Below are 21,934 nucleotides of genomic sequence, written 5' to 3'. Positions count from 1 at the left end.
TAACGAAGCAGAGAGAGCTTTAACGTCCGTAGTGCCGCCGGCCGGAGCGCAAAGCCTCCAAGCGCTCGTCCAACAAGATCTGGAGCTCTTCCTCGGTGCGCCGTTCAATGAGATGCTCCCAGTGGTTGCGCTGCGGTTTGGCGGTGTTTTCTTCTTGGAAGTCTTCCACGCCGTTTCGTACCGCGGTTTTGGAGCAAATTGGGCAATCCCAGGCGTCTGGCACCTCAGCGTCAATCGCGAAGGGAATATCGAAAGCGTGTCCTTCCGGGCAGGTGTAGTCCACGATTTGGCGCTCTACAAAAACGACGCCTTCTTCAGACTCAAGAGAATTGGAACCCATACGCATCCCGCGTAGTGCGCGATCAGCCACGATTAGTGCCTCCTTGTTTGCTTAGCGGTTTATTCTAACCGATTTAGGGGAATTTTGCTCAAGAGCGGTGCCGCAGCGTTGGTAGTGCTCTCTCGCCTGGCCACTCCAATCCGATAATATATATTATGTCATTTTGCGTTTGGCTGGTACATTGCGTTCAATCCCCTCGAGTACGTGTGCAAAAATGTCCCGGTCGGAACGCATCTCCCTAACCTCCGACCGGGACACTGTCTTGCCAAAGTTTTGGCACCGCTCTGTTGAGCGCGAAAAAATCTGTTAGCTGACTTGGCGGCGGCGTGCGCGACGCTCTGCCAGTTCATCGTGAACTACCAAGTTGTCGTCATTGATGTTCTCTACGGGCAGCTGCGCCAGCTCACCCTCAATTTCGTGCCAGACGCGTCCCACCGCGATGCCGAACACGCCCTGGCCGCCCTGCACCAAGTCGATGACTTCGTCTTGTGAAGTACAGGCGTAAACCGAAGCGCCGTCACTCATGAGGGTAATCCCCGCCAGGTCCTCTACCCCCATCTTGGACAAGGTTGCTACAGCCACGCGAATCTGTTGCAGCGAAACGCCGGTATCCAGCAGGCGCTTCACGACCTTTAGCAACAGGCAGTCCCGGAAAGAATAGAGACGCTGCGAGCCCGAACCGCGGGCGTTGCGCACGGACGGTTCTACTAAACCGGTGCGCGCCCAGTAGTCGAGCTGGCGATAAGTGATTCCGGCTGCCTTGCAGGCAGTCGGTCCGCGAAAACCGGTTTCTTCGTCGATGACCGGCAGGGTTTCACCAAACAGCATCCCCTGCTTAATCTGCGGTACTCCAGACTTGCTTGGCTTTTCCAAGGCAACCTCCGTTCAAGTGTGTTTCTATTTTAGATTATGCACCATAGAAACGTGGTCTAATGCGCGGCGCGCCCAAACCTTGCACTTAAAGTTTAAGTGCAAGGTAGGCGGGGAGACAACCAGTTCCCTCCGTTTCGGCAATGGCCTACAGTTCCTCGACTCCGACAGCCAGCAAAGCCTCGGCTAAAGCCTGCAATTGCGCCGAAAGTTCTACCGCCCGCATCTGGGCACGATCCTTGGCGGCAGCGTTATTCTTTTGCCGTTCCGGAGCCACCACCCGGTCAATCAAATCCAAAATTGCGTTGACAGCCGAATAAACGGAGCGTAAATTCCGCGGCTCGATACCCTGTTTCTCCAAAACTTCCAAGGCCTGTACCACCGCTACCGCACCGGAAGAGAACCGCGAGGAAAAATCCGGGGTAATCAGCTTGGCATTGACCGCCTTTTCTAACAGCTCCTCAGAAGCACCGGTATAAACCAGTAGTTCTCGCAACGAGAGGCGGGAATGGTTCGGCAGACGCACCTTGCCCTCCGAAGCCACGACCCGCATGACCGGCTGCACTGGTAGAGGCTCCTCCCCCAAATCCAAGAGCCGCAAATTTTCGCCAATCTGATTCAGCGGCAGGTAACTGTCACGCTGAGCTTTCAGGGCGTAGCGAATGCGCTCTAAATCGGCCAGGGAATAACCGCGGTAACCGTTGGACATCCGGGCCGGGCAAACAATCCCGTGTTTCTCAAAATTGCGCAGTTTAGCCTGAGATACCGAAGGAAATTCCTTCATGATAATCTCGTGCACTCGTCCAATGGACATAGTCGGCTCATGGCTTACCTCTGGAGGCCACGAACCGTCAACGTCATTGACTTTTCGGGCTGCCTGATTCATTGCTTAAAATTCACCGCCGGGTAGTAAGCCAATCGAAACTTGCCAATCTGGACTTCCTCCCCCGGTGTCAGCAGGTGAGACTCCACTCTTTCCCGGTCAATATAGGTACCGTTGAGTGAGCCGACATCGCGAACCAGGTAACCGTTTTCTTGACGGATAAACTCGCAATGCCGACGAGAAACCGTCACATCATCGAGGAAAATATCTGACTTGGGATGCCGCCCAGCGGTAATGCGATCCGTATCGAGCAGGAAACGCGCCCCCGCAGAAGGGCCACGCTGCACGATGAGCAGTGCCGAACCTGCAGGCAGAGCCGCTACGGCCTCCTCGTCAGCGGAGGACAAAACTCGCTTACCCAGTTCTGGTTCCGTTTCAGTAATACTGCCAATAGCTCCAAAAACTGCAGTTTCAGTAGGATCCGGTCCTGGATTCGTTTCCGACACTTCGTCCTCCTTTAAAAATCTTGGTATCTCTACTTTAGTAGAAGCGCCGAAAAAAAGTTAACCAATTTGTTACCTTCCGGTCTGTCACAAGCTCGAAGAGTATCCTAGGCCCTAAAATGGCATTTGCATGTAAGAATTCAGATAGAAACCAGGTCAAAAGGGGCAATACAGTGGCGGACGCAGCCTACCTTGAATGGGCGCTATCTCTGACTGATAAGCAGGTCGGAGTCACTCCCCTGGCGTCTCCTGCCGCCGCCCTCACTTTCCCTTTTTCCGATGATTCTCTGAACGCGACCTATCGCCAGCTGCGTGCTGGTGACACTTTCCAGCTTTCTGCCGCTTCTGGGGATGCGGATGCCCAGCTCACCACCGCTGAACACTGGCACTGGCTCCTGGCAAACCGTAGTGACGGACTGGAACTGCAGCTCGCTCTCGGTTTTTTGGTTGCGAACCGCGGTAATCTTCGCTTTCCGGTGTTTCAAGGCCGGCTGAATCCCGACCCCGACCGTCCCCTGGGATACTTACAGCTGGCAAAGGACGAAAAGCTGAATCTCAACAGCACGTTGGTACGTTTGTTGCAGCAAAAGTTTCAGATCCCTTCCCGCTGGGTTGGTGCGGGACGAAGCGCCCGTGGTCTGGACCTCGATGCCATTCTGGAGGCTTTACAGGAAGCTCTAAAAGACAGTCCCCTCCAGGACAAAATGCACCTGGAACGCCAAGCTGCCGTGGGGCTGGCGCATTGCGACTGGTCCATAGTGGCGGCCGACCTGAAAGCTCACCTTGAGGATTACCGCAGCTCCGCCCTGGTGCAGCGTTATGCCGCTAACAGCGCTCCCACTCAACTTTCCGAAGACAGCGACACCACTACCCTATCCGAAGATATTTTTGCCCCGCTGAAGGCCGACCGCAAACAGTTGCTGGTACCGAAATTCTTTGGTCAAGGCCACAGTCTCATCCTTTCTGGCGCTCCGGCGACAGGAAAAACCGATGCCGTCGTGAACGCCCTGGCACAGTCCCTTGTGCAAGAACACTCCGTTCTGGTAGTGGGCAGCCCAACCAGTCTGAAAAATCTGCGGAATCGGGTTCGTAAAGCCGGGTTTGAACACGTGTTCCTCACCCTTGACCCTCAAGTTGAAAAACGCGATGAACGCAGTCGGACACTGCTTCGGGCGGCTTGGGATCGACCGGTCAACGCTGATGCGGGATACCTTGATTCCTGCCGGGCTTCCCTGAAAACCCTGTCCCAAGATTTAGATTTGTACCTGAACCAGGTTCACGAGGTCGGCCCAAACCACGTTTCGGCATGGCAGGCCTATACCGCGCAAATCATGACTGCCGCTGAGCTGGAGCCTGAGGAACGAGTCTTGGCAGGCCGGTTGGCAGCGGCTCCGAATTTCCCCTACCTGTCCAACGACCGGTCTGCGGCGGCAAAACTTGGTAAGGAACTGGCAAATCTCGATGCCAACTCGGTTAACGGTCTCGGCGCTAATCCCTGGTCCCTCGTAGGTGAAGACGCGCGCAACGTAGACCGCACCGAACTGAAATTGGCTTTGAAAGCCTTGGAAGAAGCCATTACCCAAGCCCACCCGGCCGTGTTGGAAATCATGTCAGCCACTTCCGAGCTAGCAGCCTGGCCGATTTTTGCTCGGTGGCTGGATTTGTTAGAGATTGGATACGGTAGAGCTCCGGTGGTACTGACCGAGCCGGAACGCCGTGCGGTTACTTCCGGCATTGAGACTTTGCAACAGTCCTTGCAGGACTTGTGGGACGAGGCCACTCCCTTGTTGGACATTGCCGGTCCTGCCTATCATTCCGGCAAAGACCTGGACTTATTGATGGATGCACGCCACGCGGAAGCCTCTGGAGGGTTTACCCGTAACAGTAGGCGCAAAGCCGTTTTGGCGCAGCTGCAGCCCTACCTGACAGGACCGGTCACCCCCAATAAGGTGGCGGACTTGCTGGAGGATCTCAACGCCCTGCGAATGCGCGCCGAAGCCCTGGCATTGCGGATTGGCGCCAACCCCGTGCTGGGATTGAAAGATTTTGACGCTTTGGCTCCAGACGCCCGCGATAAATTCTCAAATCACGCCGATACGGTGCTCAGCGCGATTGAGCTGAGTCACTATCTGCCGAACCGCCGCTCAGATTTGGAATCTTTAATGCCCCTGGCTCGCCAAGGCGGCCATTTAGGTCAGCAGGTGAGGGTCATTTCCCAGGCTTTTGCTGATGTTTTGCAGTCCTTGCAGGTGGCCACCTCGGATTTGGAAACCTGGTCACAAGGCCTGCCGCCCCTGGGTCGTTACCTGCAGGTTCGTAAGGTTTGGGCGACGTCGCTCAGCTCTGAGGACTCGACACTTGACGATATTTTGGCTTTCCGGGCACTGACCCCTAAGCTGAGTGCTTTGGGTTTGGATGACCTCGTCACCTGGGTGTCTGAGGGGACGCTCAGCGGAATGGCCATTCAAGGAGTACTCGAGCACGCCCTGTCGGTTGCTGCGGTACGTGAACGCCAGCGGGCTTTGGCGCAACAGGGTTTTGATCCGGTGACCCACGCGGCCCAAGTGGAACGCCTGTCATTGAATTGCACGGAAACTCGCCGCGAAATTATCAATGAAGTCATTTCCGCGGCTGGCGAGTTCGCCCAGCGAGCCGATAAAGAGACCTTGCGCCGTTTTGGGGCACGCTTGCGTGCTGAGGACTTTTCCATCCGTCAAGCTCTACGTGAAGATTTAGAAGGTGTCCTCACTCGTACCCCGATTGTGGGCTTGACTCCCCTTGAGGTTATTACCCATCTGCCGGATTTTGTCGATGAAACCCCCCGGTTTGACGCGGTAATCATTCTTGACGCCACCGAACTGCCTTCCGGGGCCGTGGTGAAAGCCCTGGCCGGTGCCGCCCAAGCCATGTTTGTCGCTGTCCTGCCCGCGACCACCAGTTTCGCAAAAGGTCGGGCACGCAACGTTTATGAATTTGCGAAGGCTGCCGGTTTTCCTGAGTACGAACTCACCACCCGCTACGGTCGAGATTTGACCCCCACTCCCGTCCGCCTGGCGCAACTGCTGATACCTGACAAGTTAGAAACATGGCCGATAGCACAGACCCAGTCGCAACCGGTTTCAATCATGGAGTTCCCCCCGGCACTTCACCCCGTGCCCCTACACCTCGCCAACGAGAATCCCGGCTGGAGGGGCTTGGGTGCCGACTACGTGTGGTTTGAAAAGGCCGGCAATTTGTTGATGAATCTGTGCCTGAAAAACCGCGGTAAATCCGTTACGGCGCTGACCTGGACTTCCGAGCTAGCGGCGGGTATCCGCTGGTATCTCAATGAAGCGAATCGGCAGGGCGACATAAACTTGATGAATCTTCGAGTCACTCACCTGGGTGCAGTCGGCGCCGCATTTCCCCATGCGGCTACGAGCGTATCGGAACTCGGCGGAGGTTATGGCGATGGTGAAGGTGGCGCCCCCTGTGATTTATTGGTGTGTTTCCTCGGCTCCACCCCCCAGCCAGAAACTTCAAAATCAGCTCTCACACGTGACCCGTCCCTGACCTGGACCCGAATCTTGTTAGAGACTAATCGCCAGGTGCTGTTCGTAGTGAACCGCGACCTCGAACAATCCGCACTGCCCGATTTCTTGCAAGACATTTTGAACGCCCCTGGCATTTCCCGGGATACGGCTCCCGTTACCGCGGTGCGAGACTACCTCGCCCGGCTGCTAAGCCATGCGGGGCTGGAAGTTCGCACCAATTTGGGTCCGACTCCGTTACGCCTAGACCTAGCGGTTCGCGGAGACAGGGGTGCGCCTTGGCTGGGCCTGATTCTGGACAGCCCCGAGCAGCGACAGGTGCGTTCTGCGTGGGATCGCGAAGTCGGCGTACCTCAGTACCTCCTGGAACACTGCGGTTTCGGCGCTATCGAACATGTTTATTTGACTCAGCTGATGGACAACACGGATGAAGTGACCCGACGTCTCGTTTCCATAGCCTTGGACCTTGCTTTTCCAGGAGACGTTACCGATGGTTCGGTGGCTAGTGACGACCGCTACACTTCTCCCTCACGCATCGCGGCCGCTCAAAATAACCGCGGTGACGAACCTTGGGAAGTTCCCGATGAAACTGAATGGAACCTACCTCAACCCCTGCGTGAAGCCGCATCCCTTCTCCAGACCGAGGACACCTCCGCGGCTCCTGCTCAAACGGTATCCCCGGAGGAAACCGCAGTTGTGCCGCGCGAACCCCAGCCGCAGCCTCCCACGCTAACCCCGGTCGAACCGCCCTCTGCCCGTATTGAGGACCTTCCCCCGGCAGGGCAACGCAAAACCCACTCTGTGCTACCGGTCATTGCCGACATGCCGGCCGACGCTTTTACGCATCTGGACCGCGAGGAGCTCACCTCGGCCCCTGATGCCCCCACTCTCGGCGACCAACTCGGGGACCAAGAAACCGACGTTTTCATCGAACTGGCTCAAAATCCTGCTGCCAATACAGAACTCGGCAAGATTTCTAAGCCCGGTCTGGGTGCGTTTGCCCCCCTATTCGTGCCCGAAGAATCCGCCGAAGGTACCGATAAACCGGTTGCCGACCCGGTTCCGGTGACACCCCTGATGAAGCCGATACCAGAACCTTCCGAACCGATAGTGACCGAGCCTGTCATCCCCAATTTTACCGCCCAAATTCCTGCTGATACCGTTACTGCAACGGTTCCGCAACCGTTCGTACCTCGCGGTAAACCCCTGCAGAACCAGGGTTCCAAGGAAGTCCTCGATGATTTGCAGGATCCTGCCAATGCTGCTGCCGTGGCGGACGCGTTGGCACAAGTGCTCTATACGGAAGGACCTATTGGGGAGGCTCGGCTGGCTAAACTCGTCGCCGATGCGTTTGGAATGCAACGTTTGCACCCGAAACGTCGTCAAAAGATTTTAGAGTTGCTCGATCCCGAAGTTCACCAAGACGTCACCAAATTCGGTACGTTTATCTGGCCCGCCGGCACCTCTGCCCGGAACTTCACCGTGTTCCGGACCGGATCGATTTATGGCCAACGCGCTTTGGTGGACATCTGTGATGAAGAGTTCAATAACGCTTTGACCTGGGTTATTGACACACAGCAACCCCTGGAGGAGGAAACCTCTGAAGCAGTCGCACGCGTCTTGGATTTAACTCCGGCTCGCACCGATATTCGTCAGCGAATGCAAGCCGGGCTGAAATCTTTGGAACAGGCGGGTCGTCTGCGGCGCCGGGCGGGTCATCTGTGTCTGCAATAATTTTTCAAATGTTGAAACGTCCCTGCCCCTCAGGGTTTAATGGCGGTAAGTGATTGGAGTTCACAGATGTCAAAACAGAAAAAAGGTTCCTCTAAGCAGAATCTGACGGTGTCCAGGCCCGGTAATCGCTCTGGCACCGTTCTGGCTATTGTATTGGTTGCCATTGTGCTGGCCTTGGTTATCGTGTTTGTTAAGATTGCGACCACGAAACACGAGCTAGCGGCCCAGCCTGCAGATACCATTGCCGGGACGAAAACGATGATTGACTTCGCCGAACCCCAAACCTACGAAACCGGGCGGGGCATTTGGCTCAAAGCCGGCAAAGTTTTGACGAATGAAGAAATCACTGCCGAGGCGAAGAAGGGTACCAAGGTCTTGGAACTGTACTACGACTACTTGTGCAATATCTGCAATGACGTTGAAGCCCAACTCAATGATGGCCAACAGCTCAATGACTTGGTCGAGGGTGGTCAGGCTATTGTGGTGCTGCGACCGACACTGACCCACGCCCAGCAGTTAAAGTTCCCCAACATTGCTTTTTCCGCCAATAACCTCATGTACTGGACAGCGGAAAATCAGCCTGACAAGCTGTGGGAACTCAGCAAAGATTTGACCGGGTTCGCGATGAACAACTACAAGTCGGCTGATTACGAAAAGAACCAGAATAATACCGAGTGGGCGCAGACTATCCGCGAACCTGATGTCGAACTGGCTAAAATCGCGGCCGCACACGGCATCGATTACAAGTCTGTTCCTCCGGCCACCCCGGAGTCTGGCTTGCAGGCAATTAATATTCTGGCCGAACAGCGGGTCAAGAGCCTCGGACGTGACAGTGCTGGAACCCCCCTGTACATCGCCAACGGTCGAGTCGTGGACTTGACCGGTCTGGGGTCGGATGACAAGTTGCTAGAAAAAGCGACCCTCTAAAGTATCCCTCAGATTGCTGAGTCGGTTTCGGCATTCATCCTGTGTCCTCGGTCTGCGTCATCGTTCGGGTAGGCCTATACGCATTCAGCTAGTGGGACGGCGGGTCACTCCTGGGGTCGGAAACTTAGGGCCACGGAATTCATGCAAAACCGGTTGCCGGTCGGAGTTTGCGGTGCGTCCGGGAACACGTGTCCCAGGTGGGAGCCGCAGTTGGCACAGCGAACTTCGGTGCGAATCATGCCGTGAGATGTATCGGTGACTTCGCGTACCGCACCCGGCTTCGCCTCGAAAAAGCTCGGCCATCCGCATCCAGAGTCAAACTTCGTACTGGCATCGAACAGCGGCTCCCCGCACGCTCCGCAACTGTAGAGGCCGGAACGTGTTTCATAGAGTAGTTCCCCGGTGCCTGGTCGCTCCGTAGCGGCTTGCCGTAATACTGCATAAGCACGTGGGCTCAGTCGAGTTTTCCATTCCGCATCGCTGACATCTACAGTCATTTTTTGCCTTTCGGTTTCAGGATTTTTGCCAGGTATTGCCCGGTAAACGAACCGGATACCTGCGCCACAGCCTCGGGAGCACCCTCCGCGACCACTGTACCACCACCCTTACCGCCTTCCGGGCCGAGATCGATAACCCAGTCGGCGCACTTGATGACATCGAGGTTGTGTTCGATGACCACCACAGTGTTGCCTTTCTCGACCAGTCCCTGCAGGATGGCCATGAGTTTGCGGATGTCGTCGACGTGCAGACCGGTGGTCGGTTCATCGAGTACATAGATAGCGCGTCCGTTTGTGCGCTTATGCAGCTCGCTGGCCAGCTTGACTCGCTGGGCTTCCCCACCGGACAGCGTGGTTGCACTCTGGCCGAGCTTTACATATCCCAAGCCGACCGCGGTCAAAGTGTCCAGGTAGCGAGACACGCCGGGGATGGAGGAAAAGAACTGCGCGGCCTGAGAGATTGGCATATCTAAAACATCGCGCACATTTTTTCCGTGGTAGTACACTTCCAGAGTTTCCCGGTTATAGCGCGCCCCGCCGCAAACCTCACAGGGCACATAGACATCGGGCAGGAAGTTCATCTCGATTTTCAGGGTGCCGTCGCCACGGCAGGCTTCGCAGCGTCCGCCTTTGACATTGAAGGAAAACCGTCCCGGTCCATACCCGCGAATCCGCGCTTCTTCCGTCTGGGCAAACAATTTCCGAATCGCATCCCAAACGCCGGTATAAGTCGCTGGATTCGAGCGCGGGGTGCGGCCGATGGGCGATTGGTCTACGTGAATAACTTTGTCCAAATGATCGGTTCCCTCAATCTGTTTGTGACGTCCCGGAACCACGTGGGCTCGGTTCAGATCTCGGGCTAAAGCCTGATACAAAATAGAGTTAACCAGGGTGGATTTTCCAGACCCTGAAACCCCGGTAACCGCGATGAGGCAGCCCAAGGGGAATGACACGTCTATGTTTTGCAGGTTGTTTTCTCGCGCCCCCCGCACCGTCAGAATCCGCTGTGGGTCAGGTTTGCGGCGTTGACGTGGGATTTCGATAGATTTCCGTCCGGCCAAATAGTCCGCGGTCAGCGAGGACTCGTTTTTCAGTAATTCCTTCACTGTCCCGGAATGGACGATTTGTCCCCCGGATTCACCCGCTCCGGGACCGATGTCCACCACCCAGTCAGCCGACCGGATAGTGTCCTCATCGTGCTCGACCACGATGAGGGTGTTGCCCAAGTCGCGCAAACCCTTCAAGGTATCGATGAGGCGTTGATTATCGCGCTGGTGCAGACCGATGGAAGGCTCATCTAGCACATAGAGCACGCCTACCAGTCCAGATCCAATCTGGGTAGCTAAGCGAATGCGCTGCGCCTCGCCCCCGGAGAGAGTATTTGCCGCTCGCGATAGCGTCAGGTAGTTCAACCCCACGTCAATGAGGAAAGACAACCGCGCCCATACCTCTTGTAAAATCGGTTCGGCAATTATAGCTTTCATACCAGATAAAGGAATATCTCTTAAATAGGATTGAACTTCATCGATGGCCAAATCGGTCAGTTCAGAGATATTAAGCTCCCCGATACGAACCGCTAAAACTTCCGGCTTCAAGCGCTGCCCCTGACACGTCGGACAGGGCACTTCCCGCATATAGCCTTCATACTTCGCTTTGGAAAAATCAGAGTCGGTTTCATCGTAGCGACGCTGGATATAGTTCGCCGCGCCCTCGAAACCGGTGGTGTAGACCCGTTCGCGACCCCAGCGGTTGCGATACTTCACCCGTACCTTATAGTTCTTGCCCCACATCAGATATTCACGCACCTGCTCGGACAGATCCTGCCACGGAGTGTCGAGGTCAAACCCCACCTCGTCACCCAGCCCTTTTAAGATGCGTTCCATGGTGTCTTTGGAACTGGTCCAAGGGCTGACGGCACCTTCACGCAGGGTCAATTCAGGATTTGGCACCACGAGCTCGGGGTCAATGACCAAACGGGAGCCAATCCCGGAACAATCAGGACAGGCCCCGTAAGGCGCGTTAAAGGAAAACGTGCGCGGTTCGATTTCTTCCAAAGCCAGCGGATGATTATTCGGGCAGGCTCGTTTTTCCGAAAAGCGACGGCTACGTTCGGGATCCTCGGGGTCGCGGTCAACGAAATCAACCACCACCAGACCTTCTGCTAGGCCCAAGGCAGTCTCGATAGAATCCGCCACGCGAGAACGCGAACCTTCCCGGATGACCACCCGGTCAACAGACACCGAAATATCGTGTTTTAGCTGTTTTTCAAGAATCGGGGGTTCTTCCAGACGATGATTCTCGCCGTCCACCCGCATCCGGGTAAAACCCTTGGCAGCCAGTTGCGCAAACAGTTCCGAGTACTCGCCTTTACGTCCGCGAACCACCGGAGCCAAAACCTCTAGTCGTATCCCCTCCCCCAACGTGAACAGCCAGTTCACAATCTGTTCCGCGGACTGTGCCGTAATTTCCTCGCCACACACGGGACAGTATTGGGTGCCGGCTCGCGCAAACAGCAGGCGCAAATAGTCGTAAATCTCGGTGATGGTACCCACCGTAGAACGCGGATTGTGAGAGGTGGACTTTTGGTCAATCGATACCGCGGGAGACAACCCCTCGATGAAGTCGACCACGGGTTTATCCATCCGCCCCAAGAACTGCCGGGCATAGGAGGACAGGGATTCCACGTAACGGCGCTGCCCTTCGGCAAAAATCGTGTCAAAAGCCAGCGACGACTTACCCGAGCCGGACAACCCGGTGAACACCACCAAGGCATTTCGAGGGATTTCAACGTTGACTGCCTTGAGGTTATGTTCACGCGCTCCGTGGACTTTCAAAGTTTCATGCACCTGTTCAGTTTAATCCCCCCGGGAGTTTCTGACGATTCGGGCCGGTTTTCGTTGCGCATGGCACGTGCCTAGAATTGAGCTATGAGTAAAGTCGTTGTTATCTACCACTATGACCCCGCCCGTGAAGCCGACCGTGCCACGATTCGCCCAGAACATTTGGCTTACCTGGCGAACTTGGAAAAATCCGGGAAACTTCAGGCCGCAGGTGCCTGGATGAACGAAACCGAAAAACCGGGCGCACTGCTGCTGATGAACGTCGAGACCCCGGAGGAAGCGTTGACGTATCTGAAGCACGATCCCAACCAGGTTCATGGCATCGTGCAGGAAATCGAAACTCACCAATGGGAACCGGCCATCGGTTCCTAATTGCTGAATCTGCATAGTTGGTTGGCACGATTTTATGCCTTTTATCCGTTGGTTTTTTTCCTACGTAGATTGGTTTGTTTTCACCCTGCTGTTGATTATGATTGCGGGGATTTTTATCCCCCTGCCCGCCGCAGTAGTGACATTTGTGGGAACAGTTAGCCACTATGGGATTGCTGTACTGTTCTTTGTTTACGGGGCGCGCCTGAAAACTGCCGAGGTTATGGGCGGGCTTAAGAACTACCGCCTGCAGTTGGTCATCTTGGCCTCGACTTTTGTGCTCTATCCCCTGCTGGGGTTTTTGAACTATCACGTCTCCGGGTGGTTCCTGGGGCCTAGTTTTGCCTTGGGTATGTATTACACCTGCCTGCTACCTTCCACGGTGCAGTCCTCCATCGGTTTTACGTCAATCGCCGGGGGTAATGTCGCCGGGGCGGTCACGGCAGCCACTATCTCTAACCTGGTCGGGACGTTCGCAACTCCCCTGTTGGTCCTGTTGCTGCTGGGCAAGGCCGGTACCGTCTCGCTGACGACTCTGCGCGATATTGCCGTATTGATTTTGCTGCCTTTCGTGCTGGGGCAGCTCAGCGGACGCTGGACCCGCAACTGGTTGAACGCTCACCCCATCATCACGAAAACAGTCGATAAAGGCACGATTTACCTGGTGGTGGTTTCTGCGGTTTCCGGCGCGAAGCTGCATGGTTTGTGGGACACCGTGGGGGCTTTAGACTTCGTGCTGATTGGGGCGGATGCCTTCGTTATCGTTGGTATCATGCTGATTTTAACGTGGTTTGGGTGGGGAACACTCTGCGCTTTGAATCGTGCCGACCGTATCGCCGCCATGATGTGCGGCTCGAAAAAGTCCCTGGCTACCGGCCTACCGATGGCCATGATTATCTTCCCAACTTCCCTGTTTGGCGCTATCGCTGTACCCATCATGCTGCTGCACTTAGAGCAGCTCATCATGTGTTCTGTCATTGCTTCACAGCTGGGACGCGGTGCCGGTTCCCGGAAAGCTGATTTCTGAAAACCTAGCCTCGGACTGCCCAAGCTACGGCCTCACTGACAGCTCCCGACCCACCCATGACCACGGACAAACCACGGTTAGGCAGCTGTGCCAATCGGGCTGCGGCGGGTGCAGACAGGATATTGGGGTCGGTCAGCAGCAAGCAGGAGTTACGGTGTGCGGCCAAAGCCGCTCCTGCCAGACCATCGGGAAAGTTCATTCCACTGGCGACGACTGCGGAAGTGGCACCGGGAGCAAAGGCTTGGGCGACAAACTGTGCGGTTTGATATCGATCCAAACCTTGAATGGGCTGCGACTTGTATCCTGCTAATCCGGCCTGATTCCACGCCTGCACCGCTGGTCCGCCAATAGGAAATATACTTCCACCCGATTGGGCTTGGTGGTTTCGAATAAACTCAACCGTTTCCGGCGGGAGAGAACCTCCAGCGTTCAGCACCACCACGCCGTGTGTGAACGCTGCGCCCGCTCCTGAACTCAGCGCATCGGGAAAAGAAAGGCCGTCAGCCAAGAAAATTGGTGTTTGAGCGATACCGCGTTGATTCCATTCTGCAATAGTTTGGCCGGCAACCGCTGCCGCGGTACCGTATCGATTCGTGCCGTAAATGTGACTAACCTGTACCCCGCGGGCCTGTAAGGCTCCTAGCGTGGCAGGGTCAAAAGCGACCTGGCCCCCCACCAATCGCACGTCGCGAATTCCCCTGGCTTTGATTTCAGCAACTGTGCCAGGTTCTATAAATGGACCGTTCGACAGGATCAGCGGAGCGCCCAGCGCTGCGGCTAAGGGGCCGGCGCTGAGGGCATCGGGTGCTGCGGTGCCGGTGGCAATGACCAGGGAAGGGCCGGTAAATCCACCTTGATGCCAGGCAGCAATAGAGGTTGTGACCCGGTCAGATCCGAAAACTCGACCCGGTGCAGGATTGGCAGGTAGCGCAGGTTGGGGTTGCTGATTCGGCTGCTGATTAGGGGGTGTTTGAGGTTGCTGATTGGGAGCCTGATTGTGGCCGGGATTGGCGGACGGATTCGGTTGCGCCGGCACTATCCAAGGCGTGCCTTCCCAGGGAACCGCTTTGATTGACTCAAAAATCCACCTAGCGAACGCTGCGCTGGGGACAAATTTGTAGTCCTCAGGCTGCAGGTATCCCCGCGGCGCTTGCACCGCCGCGGACAGCACACCATAGACCACCCCACCGCTGACCAGAGGACCGCCGGAATCCCCGACTTCGGAAATATTGTTGCTGGCAGAACGAGCGTAAAGAAACCCATCCCCCGGGCTGCCTAGAGAACTCAACTGCCCGACTTTCAAATCAACACCGGTGCCGAAACCGTAAAACTGGGCCGCGGCACCCGAACTCAGGTTTTGGACGCTGAAGGGCAAAGTATTTTTTCCGGGGGCATTGAGTTTTACCAACGCTACGTCCAGGTAAGGGTGACCTACGATAGTGGTGACGTGGTAAGGCCAGTTGTAGTTCACGTGCGCACCCACTGAAGCATAGGCATGTTGAAGATCCGCGTTGGTTACACAGTGCTTTGCTGTCAGCACCCAGTCCGGTGTGACAAATGTACCGCTGCACTTCATCCACCCGGAATCGTTACGGTTCACGATCTGGAGAGCCACAGCCCAATCAGTTCTGGAGCCTCCGGCCAGGTTGCCCCCCTTGATAGCTTGAGCAGGAACCGGCATCGCCAAAAGGCCGGCAGAGAAAACAAGCACGGTCAGTACGGTCCACAAATGACGAAAATTTAGATGTCTGCTCACAACTGTAATTTATCGGCGAGTTTGGGAAGTATTTAGATTTCCACGTCTCTCGGGGTTAATCGCGACGCTCTTGGTTCGCCCGATGTCGGCTGACCAATAGAGAAGTCACCGTGGTAATAATCAGCACCCCGACGATGTAACCCAAAGACACGGGGATGGTCGCTTCGGGTAGTCCGGTAAAGGGCTGGCCACCGTTGATAAACGGAATTTCGTTCGTACTCAACGCGTGAATGATGAGTTTACCCCCGATAAAAGCCAGAATGGCGGCCAGTCCGTAGTGCAAGAAAATCAAGCGTTCCATCAGGCCTTCGATGAGGAAGTACAACTGGCGCAATCCCATCAAGGCAAAGGCGTTGGCAGCGAACACGATGAAGGCCTCGTTGGTGAGACCAAAAATGGCGGGAATGGAGTCAACCGCAAACATCACGTCTGCTGACCCCACCGCCACAACCACCAGGAGGAAGGGCGTGATGTGACGTTTGCCATCAATCGTCGCAAAGTATTGATGCCCCACATAGTCGGGCGTGAACGGGAAAATCCGGCGCACCCAGGCCACAAAAACGTTATCTTTGTATTCCGCCTCTTCATCGGAACTCGCGCTGCCTTCACGAATCTGTTGCACCGCGGTAAACAGCAAGAACACACCAAAAATATAGAAAATCCAGCTAAAACGCTCGATGAGGGCGGCTCCCAGCAGGATGAAAATGAGACGGAACACGAGCGCCAAAGTGATGCCGACCGCAACGATTTTTTGCTGGACCTCGCGCGGGGCCTTAAAGGCCGAAATGATGATGACAAACACAAACAAGTTATCCAGCGACAGTGACCACTCGGTGACCCAGCCGGCGAAGTATTGTCCGCCCAAATCCCAGCCCAACGTCAAACCGATGACTAACCCGGCTGCCAAAGCTATGAAGATGTAGATAGCGGTCCACGTCGCTGCTTCCTTTAGGGAGGGGAAATGGTCCTTGCGAACGTGGGCAAAAAAATCAAAGGTCAAAATGCCGATAACAACGACAAAGAGAATTATCCAAGCCAATAGGGGCACATGCATGTGTAAACGTTCCTCCGGTACGAAACTAGTTGGGTACCGAAAGTCTCTCCCCGCCTGACGTCTCGCAGGCCGATGACACCGAGTGCCGCGGTTCCGCAGTATGGACGGCGGATGGCTTCACTGTGATGACGATGCCCCCATTAGTGGGAATACTCCCTCTCGTACGTGCAATTGTATCAGGATGCGGTCACGTTTCTAAAAATAGGACTTAAGTACTATGATGTCGCTTGTCGAAGCATACGGCCCGCATTGTTGCCGGTCTAATATTTTTCAGAAAGGTTCAATATGTGCATAACTACAGTTGTACCCGCAGGAGCCGCCGGAACCACGGCTAACCCCGCGGGCATCGCCATCGCGATGATTATCTATTTCGTAGCCATGATCATGATTGGAATCTATGGCTATACGCGTTCCAAGAGCTTGGACGACTACATGCTGGGCGGGCGTGACCTGCCTCCCTTTGTAGCCGCCCTTTCCGCTGGTGCAGCAGACATGTCCGGCTGGTTGATGATGGGGCTGCCCGGAGCCATGTACCTCAGCGGGATTTTCAACGGCTGGATTGCAATTGGTTTGACCGTCGGTGCCTGGATTAACTGGCTGGTCACCGCGCCGCGCTTGCGTGCTTATACGGAAGTCGCTGGCGACTCGATTACTGTCCCCTCGTTCTTTTCCAACCGTACTCACGATGAGTCGAAAATCATACGCTACGTAGCGGGCATTATCATCGTGGTGTTCTTTACCCTGTACGTGTCCTCTGGCATGGTGGCCGGCGGTACTTTCTTTAAGTCCACCTTTGGTTGGGACTACCACGTCGGCATGGTGTTTGTGGCCGGCATCGTGATTCTCTACACCCTGGTCGGCGGCTTCCTGGCTGTGTCTTGGACAGATATGGTGCAAGGTTTGATTATGATGGTGGCCTTGGTAGCGGTGCCGATTATGGGATTGGTCGTTATTGGCGGGTTCGGTGGTGTCGCCGAAGGTCTGTCGACCACTGGCGACAACTCCCTGTTGAACCCCCTGGGCACCGGACTTGACGCCGTCGGGTGGATGGACTGGATTTCCAACGTAGCGTGGGGATTCGGTTACTTCGGGATGCCCCACATTATTGTGCGTTTCATGGCGCTGCGTTCCCCCCGTCAAGCCACTCCCGCTCGGCGCTTCTGGCTGGGGTGGATGGTGTTCTGCCTGGTCGGTACCGGCATGACCGCTATTATCGGCCGTGCCATGAGCGAAAAGGGCATGATTCCTGATTTGCTACCGAAAGAGGGCGTGGAGGGCAACCCCCAAGAAACCGTGTTCCTGGTCATGGGGACCACACTGTTCCCGGCCATTATGGCTGGCTTCATGCTGGCCGCTATCCTGGCCGCAATTATGTCCACTGTGTCCTCGCAACTGCTGGTCACGTCCTCGGCCATGGTGGAGGACATCTATCACGGGGCAACCAAGAAAGAACTCAGCGATAACAAGGGTGTTCTGCTCGGCCGTATCACAGTTCTGTTGGTGTCCGTGGTGGCGGCCTTGCTGGCTATAGATCCATCGAACTCCGTACTGGGACTGGTGTCCTTCGCCTGGGCAGGTTTCGGAGCTGCTTTTGGCCCCATCGTCATTCTGTCCCTCTATTGGAAGAAACTAACCTGGCAGGGAGCGGCTTCTGGCATGGTCGTGGGTGCCGTGGTGGCGGTGCTGTGGAACAAAGCGTTCAACAACGGCGACGCCTCGTGGATTGTCTATACACACCTGTACGAAATCGTGCCCGGATTCTTGCTGTGCCTGCTGGTAGCTTGGCTGGTTTCCAATGCGACTTGGCGGGATGACCCCCAGATTCTTGAGGAATTCGAACGTGCCGTGGCCATTGCTAAGGGTCAGCCCGATCCGAAGGGTCTGATTAAGACTCTCGAGGAAAAGCAGTCTCAATCCGTTGCGGAGAAAAAGAATTCTTGAATTTGTCTAAAATAGACGTTAAAGTCTGTGCAAAAATCCTCAGTAAATGATAGGTAAAAGGGTACGGAATTACTCTCGCGAGCAACGAGTACTCCGAGCGAAAACACAACACCAAAGGAGATAAGTTGAAACCGCTCAATGAACAAGAATTAGCTGAGTTGAGAGAAGTCGGTCAGCTAGCTGTAAAACGCGCTCAGAAGTGGATTGAGGCCTCAAAGAAATACCCGGTCGATTACGCTTCTAAACTGCTGTCACGCACTTTAAAAGATCCGCGTGGCTTGGACTTCACAGTTGCGTTTGTCGATGAAGTTGTGCGTCCGGAGGACATCAAGATTGCCGGAGATAATCTGGCAGCCCTGGTAAAAGACAATAAGCCGTCTTTCCTGCCTCCCTACCTGAAACTACCGGCTGTCTACGGTGGGGCTTTGGGTACGGTTGTTCCCGATATTGCGGTTCCGGCGGCTCGGCGGGTGTTCCGTGAACTGGTGGGCGACCTGGCGATTGACGTGACAAACAAGTCCCTGGGGCGAGCTATTGCGAAACTGCGCGCGGACGGGTCTCGGCTGAACATGAACCTTTTGGGTGAAGCTGTGTTGGGTAACAAAGAGGCCTCCCGGCGTCTGAAAGACGTGGTGGAACTGCTGCAGCGTGACGATGTGGACTACGTGTCTATCAAAGTCTCCGCCGTAACCGGACCGCACATCGCCTGGGACTACCAGAACATGGTGGCTTACGCAGTCGAAAACCTGTTGCCGCTCTATCGGGAAGCCAACAAGTTCAGCCCCAAGAAGTTCATCAACTTGGACATGGAGGAATATCACGACTTGCACATGACCATCGATGTGTTCAAGCAACTGCTGGACCGCGAGGAGTTCAAGGATCTGGAGGCCGGTATCGTGCTCCAGGCCTACTTGCCGGATTCGCTGGAAGCCATGCAAGACCTACAGGCTTGGGCCGCGAAACGCGTCGACAACGGCGGAGCTCGCGTCAAGGTGCGTGTGGTAAAAGGCGCGAACCTGTCTATGGAACACGTTGACGCCATGATACACGGCTGGCCGATGACCCCGCAGCCCTCAAAGCAGCACACTGACGCAAACTATATGCGTATCCTCAACTATGCGTTGACCCCTGAGCATACTCGGAACATTCGTATCGGCGTGGCTGGTATGAACGTATTCACCGCTGGTTTTGCTTATGAGCTGGCGAACAAGCGCGGGGTGTTCCAAAACCACGGCTGCGAGTTCGAGATGCTGACGGGCATGAACAGTTCTATGGCCCGCGCGGTCATGGAGGACACCGGTCCGCTGCTGTACTACGTTCCGGTGGTGCACCCCGAAGAGTTCGACGTCGCCATCAGCTACCTGGTGCGTCGTCTGGAAGAGATCGCCGCGGAAGAAAACTTCATGAGCGCGGCTTTTGAGCTGACCACGAACCAGGCTATGTACGAACGGGAACGCAACCGCTTCGAGAAAGCTATTTCTATGGTCAACGACCTAGAGTTCGGGCCGCGCCGTCATCAAGACCGCAGCCAGGAAACCGCTGAGGAACTGGCCAAACTAGTCCAGGACGATTCCGGTAAATGGGCGTTCCGCAATGTTCCGGATTCCGATCCGTCCTTGCCGGCCAACGTGGCTTGGGGTGAGGCGATTGCGGCCAGGATGCAAGATTCTCAGATTGGTCAGGATACAGTCGATGCCTCCAAGATCAACAACGAGGACGAATTGCAGGCCGTACTGAATCGCGCTGAGGAGGGCGGCGCGAAGTGGTGGGCGCTCGGCCCGGAGGAACGCGGCGAGATTCTGCACCGCGCCGGTGTCATCATGAGCCAACATCGCGCCGAGTTTATCGAAGTGATGGGTTCCGAAGCCGGTAAAGCCATTGACCAGGGCGATGTGGAAGTATCCGAGGCCGTTGATTACGCACACTATTACGCCAATGAGGCTATTGCCATGTCGAAGGTGGCCGGGGCGAAGTTCACTCCCGCCAAGATAACCGTGGTGACGCCGCCGTGGAACTTCCCGGTGGCTCGACCATTGCCGGTTTGGCGGCGGGTTCTCCGGTCATTTTGAAGCCGGCCACTCCCGCTCGCCGCTGTGGGGCGTTGCTCGCGGAATGCCTGTGGGAAGCCGGCGTTCCCAAGGACGTGCTGCAGCTGGTAACTCTGGCCAATCACGATCTGGGCAAGATTCTGGTCACCGATTCGCGGGTGGAACGCGTCATTCTGACCGGCGGCATCGAAACTGCCCAAATGTTCCGCTCCTGGCGTCCTGACCTGGGCCTGCTAGCCGAGACTTCCGGCAAGAACGCCATCATCGTCACCCCTTCGGCCGACCTTGACCTGGCGGTAAAGGACATTGTCACGAGTGCGTTTGGTCACGCGGGGCAAAAGTGTTCGGCCGCCTCTTTGGTCATTTTGGTTGGTACAGTTGGCAATTCCAAGCGTTTCCACAACCAGTTGATTGACGCGGTACAGTCCCTGAAAGTCGGCTACCCGTGGGATTTAGGTATCCAGATGGGCCCCGTGGTGGAAAAGCCCGGCGAAAAGCTGATGCGCGGCTTGACCCAGTTGGAGCCTGGCCAGAGTTGGGCAGTCAAGCCCAAAGAACTCGATGATTCCGGGCTGCTGTGGAGCCCTGGCGTGCGCGCTAATGTGAAACCCGGCAGTGAGTACCACATGACCGAATACTTCGGACCGATTTTGGGCGTGATGCGCTGCGACACCTTGGAAGAAGCTGTCGAGTTGCAAAACCAGGTCGAATACGGTTTGACCGGCGGTATTCACACCCTGAATCCGGACGAAATCAAGTACTGGCTCGATCACGTTCAGGTCGGTAATGCCTACATCAACCGCGGTATTACCGGTGCCATCGTGCGCCGTCAGCCATTCGGCGGCTGGAAGCGTTCGGTCGTGGGTGCCGGTTCCAAGGCCGGCGGCCCCTCCTACCTGTACGCTTTGGGTGAATGGAGCCCGGATGACGCCACCTTGAGCGACATTTCTGGTTCAGCCTCCGGCACTTTGGCGCGGGAATTGACTGCGCTGGCCGATGAAATCGGAGACCAGGACAAACTTGAGAAGTCGTTGGCTGGCGATGAAACCGCTTATGCTCAGGATTTCCAGGTTAATCGCGATCCGTCTCAGCTCGGAGTGGAACGCAACATTTTCCGTTGTCTGCCCGTTCCGGTTATCGTGCGTATCGGTGAAAACGTCAAGAACTGGGAGATTGCCCACGTGCTGCACTCCGGGTTGCTGGTGGGTTCCAAGATTACGGTTTCCACGGCCAAACCGTTGACCCCCGGCTTGGCTGGTTTTGCCTCCAAGCACGGTGTCAGTGTGATGGTCCAAGATGAAGCCGCCTGGTTGAACTGGGCTCGGAGCTGGGCTGCTCACGATGCCGGCTTTGACGGACGGATTCGCATCATCGGTGAAACCCGAACCAAGGTCTCCGAAGCTATCGATGGTTCTGTAGATATCGCCATCTGGGATCACCCGGTCACCTATTCCGGTCGGGTCGAAATGATTCCGTTCCTCCACGAACAGGCGGTTGCCTTGACGAACCACCGCTTTGGCGATCCCACGCCGATTACCAAGGGTATCCTTGAGGACCACGTGGTGGATTACTAATCCACCACGTGGGCTTTGAACTCATAACTTAATACATCCGGTGGCTGCTGAATACCAGCAGCCACCGATTTGTTCAGCTCATTTGCAAACTACAATCCCGC

13 protein-coding genes and 1 pseudogene are annotated in these 21,934 nt (G+C 55.8%); 6 read left to right on the top strand and 8 right to left on the bottom strand.

Annotation, left to right across the window (positions count from 1 at the left end; genetic code table 11):
* Window positions 1-19 precede the first annotated feature (19 nt).
* From SPI05_RS03140 to SPI05_RS03125, 4 genes are all read right to left on the bottom strand, one after another.
* Window positions 20-370: an RNA polymerase-binding protein RbpA gene (locus SPI05_RS03140; protein WP_321076089.1), complete on the bottom strand. Its 351-nt coding sequence runs from the start codon at window positions 368-370 to the stop codon at window positions 20-22.
* 276 nt (window positions 371-646) lie between these two features.
* On the bottom strand, window positions 647-1,168 hold the full coding sequence (locus SPI05_RS03135) for a MerR family transcriptional regulator (RefSeq protein ID WP_050748356.1): 522 nt from the start codon (window positions 1,166-1,168) through the stop codon (window positions 647-649).
* A 190-nt stretch (window positions 1,169-1,358) separates the two neighbouring features.
* Complete coding sequence (locus tag SPI05_RS03130) at window positions 1,359-2,024, bottom strand: MerR family transcriptional regulator (RefSeq protein WP_321076087.1); 666 nt, start codon at window positions 2,022-2,024, stop codon at window positions 1,359-1,361.
* A 68-nt stretch (window positions 2,025-2,092) separates the two neighbouring features.
* The gene (locus tag SPI05_RS03125) at window positions 2,093-2,539 is read right to left on the bottom strand and encodes an FHA domain-containing protein (RefSeq protein ID WP_282921577.1); all 447 of its coding nucleotides are present in this window, start codon (window positions 2,537-2,539) and stop codon (window positions 2,093-2,095) included.
* A 170-nt stretch (window positions 2,540-2,709) separates the two neighbouring features.
* Between SPI05_RS03125 and SPI05_RS03120 the strand changes: the two genes are divergently transcribed.
* The gene (locus tag SPI05_RS03120; RefSeq protein ID WP_321076085.1) at window positions 2,710-7,800 is read left to right on the top strand and encodes a DUF3320 domain-containing protein; all 5,091 of its coding nucleotides are present in this window, start codon (window positions 2,710-2,712) and stop codon (window positions 7,798-7,800) included.
* 66 nt (window positions 7,801-7,866) lie between these two features.
* A complete protein-coding gene (locus SPI05_RS03115; protein WP_321076083.1) occupies window positions 7,867-8,727 on the top strand; it encodes a hypothetical protein in 861 nt (286 codons plus the stop codon).
* 104 nt (window positions 8,728-8,831) lie between these two features.
* Here the strand turns inward: SPI05_RS03115 and msrB are convergent, their stop codons facing one another.
* Window positions 8,832-9,224 carry a peptide-methionine (R)-S-oxide reductase MsrB gene (gene msrB / locus SPI05_RS03110; RefSeq protein ID WP_321076082.1) on the bottom strand — a complete coding sequence of 131 codons (393 nt, stop codon included), beginning with the start codon at window positions 9,222-9,224 and terminating at the stop codon, window positions 8,832-8,834.
* Window positions 9,221-12,070, bottom strand: coding sequence for an excinuclease ABC subunit UvrA (uvrA, locus tag SPI05_RS03105; RefSeq protein WP_321076081.1), 2,850 nt, complete (start codon window positions 12,068-12,070; stop codon window positions 9,221-9,223). Before uvrA ends, msrB begins: the two co-directional genes overlap by 4 nt.
* An 81-nt stretch (window positions 12,071-12,151) precedes the next feature.
* On the opposite strand from uvrA, the gene SPI05_RS03100 reads away from it, so the two are divergent.
* The gene (locus SPI05_RS03100; protein WP_321076079.1) at window positions 12,152-12,436 is read left to right on the top strand and encodes a YciI family protein; all 285 of its coding nucleotides are present in this window, start codon (window positions 12,152-12,154) and stop codon (window positions 12,434-12,436) included.
* Between the two features lie 34 nt (window positions 12,437-12,470).
* Window positions 12,471-13,460, top strand: a complete 990-nt coding sequence (locus SPI05_RS03095) for a bile acid:sodium symporter family protein (protein ID WP_321076078.1) — start codon at window positions 12,471-12,473, stop codon at window positions 13,458-13,460.
* 4 nt (window positions 13,461-13,464) lie between these two features.
* On the opposite strand, the gene SPI05_RS03090 is transcribed toward SPI05_RS03095, so the two are convergent.
* Window positions 13,465-15,171 (bottom strand): cell wall-binding repeat-containing protein, encoded by a 1,707-nt coding sequence (locus SPI05_RS03090; protein WP_321076077.1) that lies wholly within the window; start codon window positions 15,169-15,171, stop codon window positions 13,465-13,467.
* A 100-nt stretch (window positions 15,172-15,271) separates the two neighbouring features.
* The gene (locus tag SPI05_RS03085; RefSeq protein ID WP_321076072.1) at window positions 15,272-16,270 is read right to left on the bottom strand and encodes a TerC family protein; all 999 of its coding nucleotides are present in this window, start codon (window positions 16,268-16,270) and stop codon (window positions 15,272-15,274) included.
* Between the two features lie 285 nt (window positions 16,271-16,555).
* Here SPI05_RS03085 and putP point away from each other — a divergent pair, with 285 nt between their 5' ends.
* On the top strand, window positions 16,556-18,211 hold the full coding sequence (gene putP / locus SPI05_RS03080) for a sodium/proline symporter PutP (RefSeq protein ID WP_321076071.1): 1,656 nt from the start codon (window positions 16,556-16,558) through the stop codon (window positions 18,209-18,211).
* Between the two features lie 125 nt (window positions 18,212-18,336).
* Window positions 18,337-21,833: pseudogene (locus SPI05_RS03075) on the top strand (bifunctional proline dehydrogenase/L-glutamate gamma-semialdehyde dehydrogenase).
* Window positions 21,834-21,934: the final 101 nt, after the last annotated feature.

Origin of the sequence: Mobiluncus sp. (genome assembly GCF_034180645.1) — a bacterium.
Lineage (GTDB): Bacteria > Actinomycetota > Actinomycetes > Actinomycetales > Actinomycetaceae > Mobiluncus.
The sequence above is the reverse complement of the archived record's forward strand: the minus strand, read 5'-3'. Positions and strand labels throughout refer to the sequence as shown.

Coding starts and splice junctions, on each gene's coding strand:
- SPI05_RS03135 (WP_050748356.1), bottom strand. CDS start 1,168: ATGCTGTTTGGTGAAACCCTGCCGGTCATCGACGAAGAAACCGGTTTT.
- SPI05_RS03130 (WP_321076087.1), bottom strand. CDS start 2,024: ATGTCCATTGGACGAGTGCACGAGATTATCATGAAGGAATTTCCTTCG.
- SPI05_RS03115 (WP_321076083.1), top strand. CDS start 7,867: ATGTCAAAACAGAAAAAAGGTTCCTCTAAGCAGAATCTGACGGTGTCC.
- msrB (WP_321076082.1), bottom strand. CDS start 9,224: ATGACTGTAGATGTCAGCGATGCGGAATGGAAAACTCGACTGAGCCCA.
- SPI05_RS03100 (WP_321076079.1), top strand. CDS start 12,152: ATGAGTAAAGTCGTTGTTATCTACCACTATGACCCCGCCCGTGAAGCC.
- SPI05_RS03095 (WP_321076078.1), top strand. CDS start 12,471: ATGCCTTTTATCCGTTGGTTTTTTTCCTACGTAGATTGGTTTGTTTTC.
- SPI05_RS03085 (WP_321076072.1), bottom strand. CDS start 16,270: ATGCATGTGCCCCTATTGGCTTGGATAATTCTCTTTGTCGTTGTTATC.
- putP (WP_321076071.1), top strand. CDS start 16,556: ATGTGCATAACTACAGTTGTACCCGCAGGAGCCGCCGGAACCACGGCT.